This is a genomic window from Actinomycetospora sp. (genome assembly GCF_055612215.1).
Map to the genome: position 1 here is coordinate 1 of NZ_JBVPVA010000385.1, position 5165 is coordinate 5165.

Below are 5165 nucleotides of genomic sequence, written 5' to 3' on the forward strand. Positions count from 1 at the left end.
CGACGCCGACGGCGTGCTGGTGGTGGGTGGCGACGAGCCCGACGCGAGCGCGGCCCCCGTCGTCGGCCCCGCCGTACCGCCCGTCGAGGAGCCCGCGCCCGCCGCAGCGGCCCGCAGCCGCCGGAAGGTCCCGGCCGCCGAGATCCCGGAGACCCCGCCGGTCGTCGACGTCCCGGACTCCGAGACCGATCCGCACGCCGCGACGACCTTCAGCTCGCACCGCGAGGTGGCCGACCCGGAGGCCGCCTACCACCTGCCCCCGCCCGACCTGCTGGTCGCGGGCGACCCGCCGAAGGCCCGCTCCGCCGCGAACGACGCCATGATCGACGCGATCACCGGCGTGCTGGAGCAGTTCAAGATCGACGCGCAGGTCACCGGCTTCGTCCGGGGCCCGACGGTCACCCGCTACGAGGTCGAGCTCGGGCACGGGGTGAAGGTCGAGAAGATCACCGCGCTGCACCGCAACCTGTCCTACGCCGCGGCCACCGACAACGTCCGCCTGCTCGCGCCGATCCCGGGCAAGTCGGCGGTCGGGATCGAGGTCCCGAACACCGACCGCGAGATGGTCCGGCTGGCCGACGTGCTGACGAGCAGCACGGCGCGCCGCGAGACCCACCCCATGGTGATCGGCCTCGGCAAGGACATCGAGGGCCAGATGGTCACGGCCAACCTCGCGAAGATGCCCCACCTGCTCGTCGCGGGATCGACCGGCTCCGGCAAGTCCAGCTTCGTCAACTCGATGCTGGTCTCGCTGCTGGCGCGCGCCACGCCCGACGAGGTCCGGATGATCCTCATCGACCCGAAGATGGTCGAGCTGACGCCCTACGAGGGCATCCCGCACCTGATCACGCCGATCATCACCTCGCCGAAGAAGGCCGCGACCGCGCTGGCCTGGCTGGTCGAGGAGATGGAGCAGCGCTACGCGGACATGCAGGCCAACCGGGTGCGCCACATCGACGTGTTCAACGAGCACGTGCGCTCGGGGAAGATCACCGCGCCGCCCGGCTCCGAGCGGGTCTACCGGCCCTACCCGTACATCATGGCGATCGTCGACGAGCTCGCCGACCTCATGATGACGGCCCCGCGCGACGTCGAGGACGCGATCGTCCGGATCACGCAGAAGGCCCGCGCGGCCGGCATCCACCTGGTGCTCGCCACCCAGCGGCCCTCGGTGGACGTCGTCACCGGCCTGATCAAGACCAACGTCCCGTCGCGGCTGGCGTTCGCCACCAGCTCGCTCACCGACAGCCGTGTCATCCTCGACCAGCCCGGCGCCGAGAAGCTCATCGGCATGGGCGACGCGCTCTTCCTCCCGATGGGCGCGGGCAAGACGAACCGGCTGCAGGGCGCGTTCGTCGGCGATGACGAGATCTCGGCGATGGTCGATTTCTGCAAGGCCCAGGCCGAGCCGGACTACGACGAGACGGTCACCACCGAGGCCGCCGCGGAGAAGAAGGAGATCGACCCCGACATCGGGGACGACCTCGAGGTCCTGTGCCAGGCGGCGGAGCTGATCGTGACCAGCCAGTTCGGCTCCACCTCGATGCTGCAGCGCAAGCTGCGCGTCGGCTTCGCCAAGGCCGGGCGGCTCATGGACCTGCTCGAGACCCGCGGCGTGGTCGGCCCGAGCGAGGGCTCCAAGGCCCGCGACGTGCTGTTCAAGCCCGACGAGCTGGGCGACCTCATGGCCTCCCTGCGCGGCGAGCCGGCCCCGCCCCGGGGGACCGACGACGCGCTCGGCGGCGACGACGGCGAACCCGCCGACGAGGTCGGAGCCGAGGAACCCGCCTGATCGGGTCCGCGTGTCCCTGCAGCGCCCGCGGAGGCGTCTGACAGGCTGCGCCGCACATCCCACGTCGGGGGGAGCGGACATGGTCCAGCACGGATCCAGCACGGTGATCGGGACGAGGCACGCCTCCCGGCCCGCGGACGACGTCGTCCTCGTCGGTGCCCTCGCCCACGACCCGGCGCAGCCGGACGACGCGGAGGCCGTCGCCCCCGAGGCCGCCGAGCCCGCGGTCGCCGAGGCCGTCGCGCGCGAGCGCGGGCGGATCGTCACCGACCTGCGCGCGACCGTCGTCGACGCGCTGCAGCGCCTGCAGGCGGTCCCGGCCGACGCCGAGGACCGCGAGGGCGTCGCGATCACCGCCCACCACGCCCGGACCGCGCTCGACGCCGTGCAGCGCGCCGCCGCCCTCGGCGGCCTGCCCGTGCCGACCACCCCGTCCCGTCCGCCGCGCGGGCACGCCCTGCGTCCGGCGGCCCTCGTCACCGGCACCGTCCTCGGCGCCGTGGCGATCTCGCTGACCGCCCTCGTCGTCGTGCTGCTGCCCGCGAGCGTGGCGGCCGGGCCGCTGCTCGTCGTCGCGCTCGCGGTGGCCGTCGCCCTGGTCGGTCGCCACGCCCCGGCGGTGGCCGGGGGTGTCGTGCTCGCGGCGGTGCTCGCGATGCTGGTCGTGGCCGCGCCGTTCGCGACGACGACCGCGCCGACCACCGCCGCCGTCGCCGGCAGCGTCGACCTCCCCGTCGAGGCCGCGCCGGAGCCGGGGGAGTGCCTGCTGCTGGGGCTGGTCCTCGCGGCGGCCTTCGCGGTCGGGCTGCACCGGCGGCGCCGCGCGGTCGCCACCGGCCGCGGGACCCTGCTGCACGCCTTCGACGAGCACGCCCGCTCCGACGTCGACGGGCGGCTCGGCCTGCCGGCGTCGGTCCACCGCACCCTCACGGTCGAGCTGCGGGTGCTCGCCGCGCACGAGGGCGCCGAGCCCCGCCGCCGGCGCATCGCGCGGCACCGCGTGGCGACGATCCTGCCCACCCTCGCCGCCGTGGACGCCGAGCCCGGACGCCCCGTGGGCGAGGCCGACGCCGTCCTCGACGAGGGCCGCGTGGCCGTGCTCGTCGCCTCGGCACGCCACGCGGCGGCGCTGGGCGGTCAGCCCGCGGCCCGCCACGCCGGGCGTCCGCCGTCGGTGGTCGTCCGGGGCGTCCCCGCGCGCGGGTGCCCCGAGGTCGGGCTGCTGGCCGCGCGCCTGCTGGCCGAGCTGGTCGCCGAGGTGACGGCCCGGTCCGGCCCGGTGGCCGCGTGCGTGAGCGTCGAGCACCGCGACGACGCCGTGGTGCTCGAGGTGGCCTCGGGGCGCAGCCGGGTGCCGGGCGCGCGTCCCGGCCGGGTGCCCGCGGGCCTGGCCGAGCGGGCGGCGCTGCTGGGCGGGACCGTCGAGGTGACCTCGTGCCGCGAGGCGATCTCGGTCCGTGTCGTGCTCCCGGTGGCCGGGACGCCGCCGGTCGCGGCGACGGCGGTCGCGGCGTAGGTAGGTGCGCTCCGCGCTCGTGAGCAGTTTCCCGTGTCATAGGGCGGACAAGTGCTCACACGGGCTCCGCCCACCTACAGGTCGAGCAGCATCCGCGTGTTCCCCAGGGTGTTCGGCTTGACGTAGGCGAGGTCGAGGAACTCCGCGACGCCCTCGTCGGCCGACTGCATCATCTCCAGGTAGACGTCCTGGCTCACCGGCGAGCCGTCGATCTCGCGGAACCCGTGCCGGACGAAGAAGTCCACCTCGAAGGTCAGCACGAACAGGCTCGCCAGCCCGAGCGCCCGGGCCTGCGCGATCAGCTCCTCCACGAGCACGTGCCCGACGCCGCCGCCCTGGACCGACGGGTGCACCGCGATCGTGCGGACCTCGCCGAGGTTCTCCCACAGCACGTGCAGCGCCCCGCAGCCGACGACCTCGCGGCCCCGGACCGCGACCCGGAACTCCTGCACGGTCTCGTAGAGCGTCACCAGCGGCTTGCGCAGCAGGATGTTGTCCGAGGCGAACCCGTCGACCAGCTCCTTGATGCCCCGGACGTCGGCGGTCCGGGCGCGGCGCAGCAGGATCGGCGCGGCGACGGCGCCGGGGCGGATCTCCGGGGACATGGACGGCGAGCCTAGGCGCGCGGGCGCGGCCGGGTCGTCCACGACCGGTGTCCCTCGACCGCCCCGGGAGGCGTCTACCCTGGACGGGTGCCCCAGCGCGAAGAGGAATCCCGCGCGGGCTCGTCCGGGACGGCAGGCGCAGCGGAGCTCGATCATCGACGCCGCGTGGCGCTGGTGACGCTCGGCTGTGCCCGCAACGACGTCGACTCCGAGGAACTCGCCGGCCGCCTGGCCGCCGAGGGCTGGGACGTCGCCGGCGGCGACGACGGCAGCGCCGACGTCGTCCTGGTCAACACCTGCACCTTCGTCGAGCAGGCCAAGAAGGACTCGGTCGACGCGGTGCTCGCCGCGGGCGGGCCGGACTCCAAGGTCGTCGCGGTCGGGTGCATGGCCGAGCGGTACGGCGCGGAGCTCGCCGAGGCGCTGCCCGAGGCGTCCGCCGTGCTCGGGTTCGACGCGTACGGCTCGATCTCCGAGCGCCTCGACGACGTCCTCGCGGGGCGCCCGCTCGCCCCTCACCAGCCGACGGACCGGCGCACGCTGCTGCCGCTGTCCCCGGTCAAGCGGCCCGAGGCGGTGCGCGAGGGCTCGATCCCCGGCCACGAGTGGCTGCCGGTGAACACGAAGCGCAGCGGAGCTGGACCATCGACGCAGTTTCCGCGCAAGCGCCTCGACGACGCCCCGGTCGCGCCGCTCAAGCTCGCCTCCGGGTGCGACCGCCGCTGTGCCTTCTGCGCCATCCCCTCGTTCCGGGGTGCCTTCGTGTCGCGCGCGCCGGAGGACGTCCTCGCCGAGGCCGCCTGGCTCGCCGACCACGGCGTCGCCGAGGTGACGCTGGTCAGCGAGAACTCCACCTCCTACGGCAAGGACATCGACGCCCGCGGCGCCGCCGGCGGGGCGCTGGAGCGCCTGCTGGGCGAGCTCGCGGCCGTGCCGGGACTGCGCCGGGTCCGGGTGTCCTACCTGCAGCCCGCCGAGGTCCGGCCGCCGCTGCTCGCCGCCATCGCGCGCACGCCCGGCGTCGCCGACTACTTCGACCTCTCCTTCCAGCACGCCTCCGGGCCGCTGCTGCGCCGGATGCGGCGCTTCGGCTCCCGGACGACGTTCCTGTCGCTCTGCGCGGAGATCCGCGCGCTGGCGCCCGAGGCCGGCATCCGGTCCAACGTGATCGTCGGGTTCCCCGGCGAGACCGAGGAGGACCTGGCCGAGCTCGAGGCCTTCCTCGCCGAGGCCGAGCTCGACGCCGTCGGAG

General features: G+C 75.0%; 4 protein-coding genes. 3 read left to right on the forward strand and 1 reads right to left on the reverse strand.

Going from position 1 to position 5165, the window contains the following annotated elements:
- Both AC0CYZ_RS11025 and AC0CYZ_RS11030 read left to right on the forward strand, forming a co-directional pair.
- A partial coding sequence (locus AC0CYZ_RS11025; RefSeq protein ID WP_472215191.1) for a DNA translocase FtsK occupies positions 1-1792 on the forward strand: 1792 nt, incomplete at its 5' end.
- 79 nt (positions 1793-1871) lie between these two features.
- A complete protein-coding gene (locus tag AC0CYZ_RS11030; protein ID WP_472215193.1) occupies positions 1872-3308 on the forward strand; it encodes a hypothetical protein in 1437 nt (478 codons plus the stop codon).
- A 74-nt stretch (positions 3309-3382) separates the two neighbouring features.
- Here AC0CYZ_RS11030 and AC0CYZ_RS11035 read toward each other — a convergent pair whose 3' ends face one another.
- Positions 3383-3913 carry an amino-acid N-acetyltransferase gene (locus AC0CYZ_RS11035; protein WP_472215195.1) on the reverse strand — a complete coding sequence of 177 codons (531 nt, stop codon included), beginning with the start codon at positions 3911-3913 and terminating at the stop codon, positions 3383-3385.
- A gap of 165 nt (positions 3914-4078) precedes the next feature.
- Here AC0CYZ_RS11035 and AC0CYZ_RS11040 point away from each other — a divergent pair.
- The coding region (locus AC0CYZ_RS11040) for a MiaB/RimO family radical SAM methylthiotransferase (protein WP_472215197.1) at positions 4079-5165 on the forward strand (1087 nt) is incomplete at its 3' end.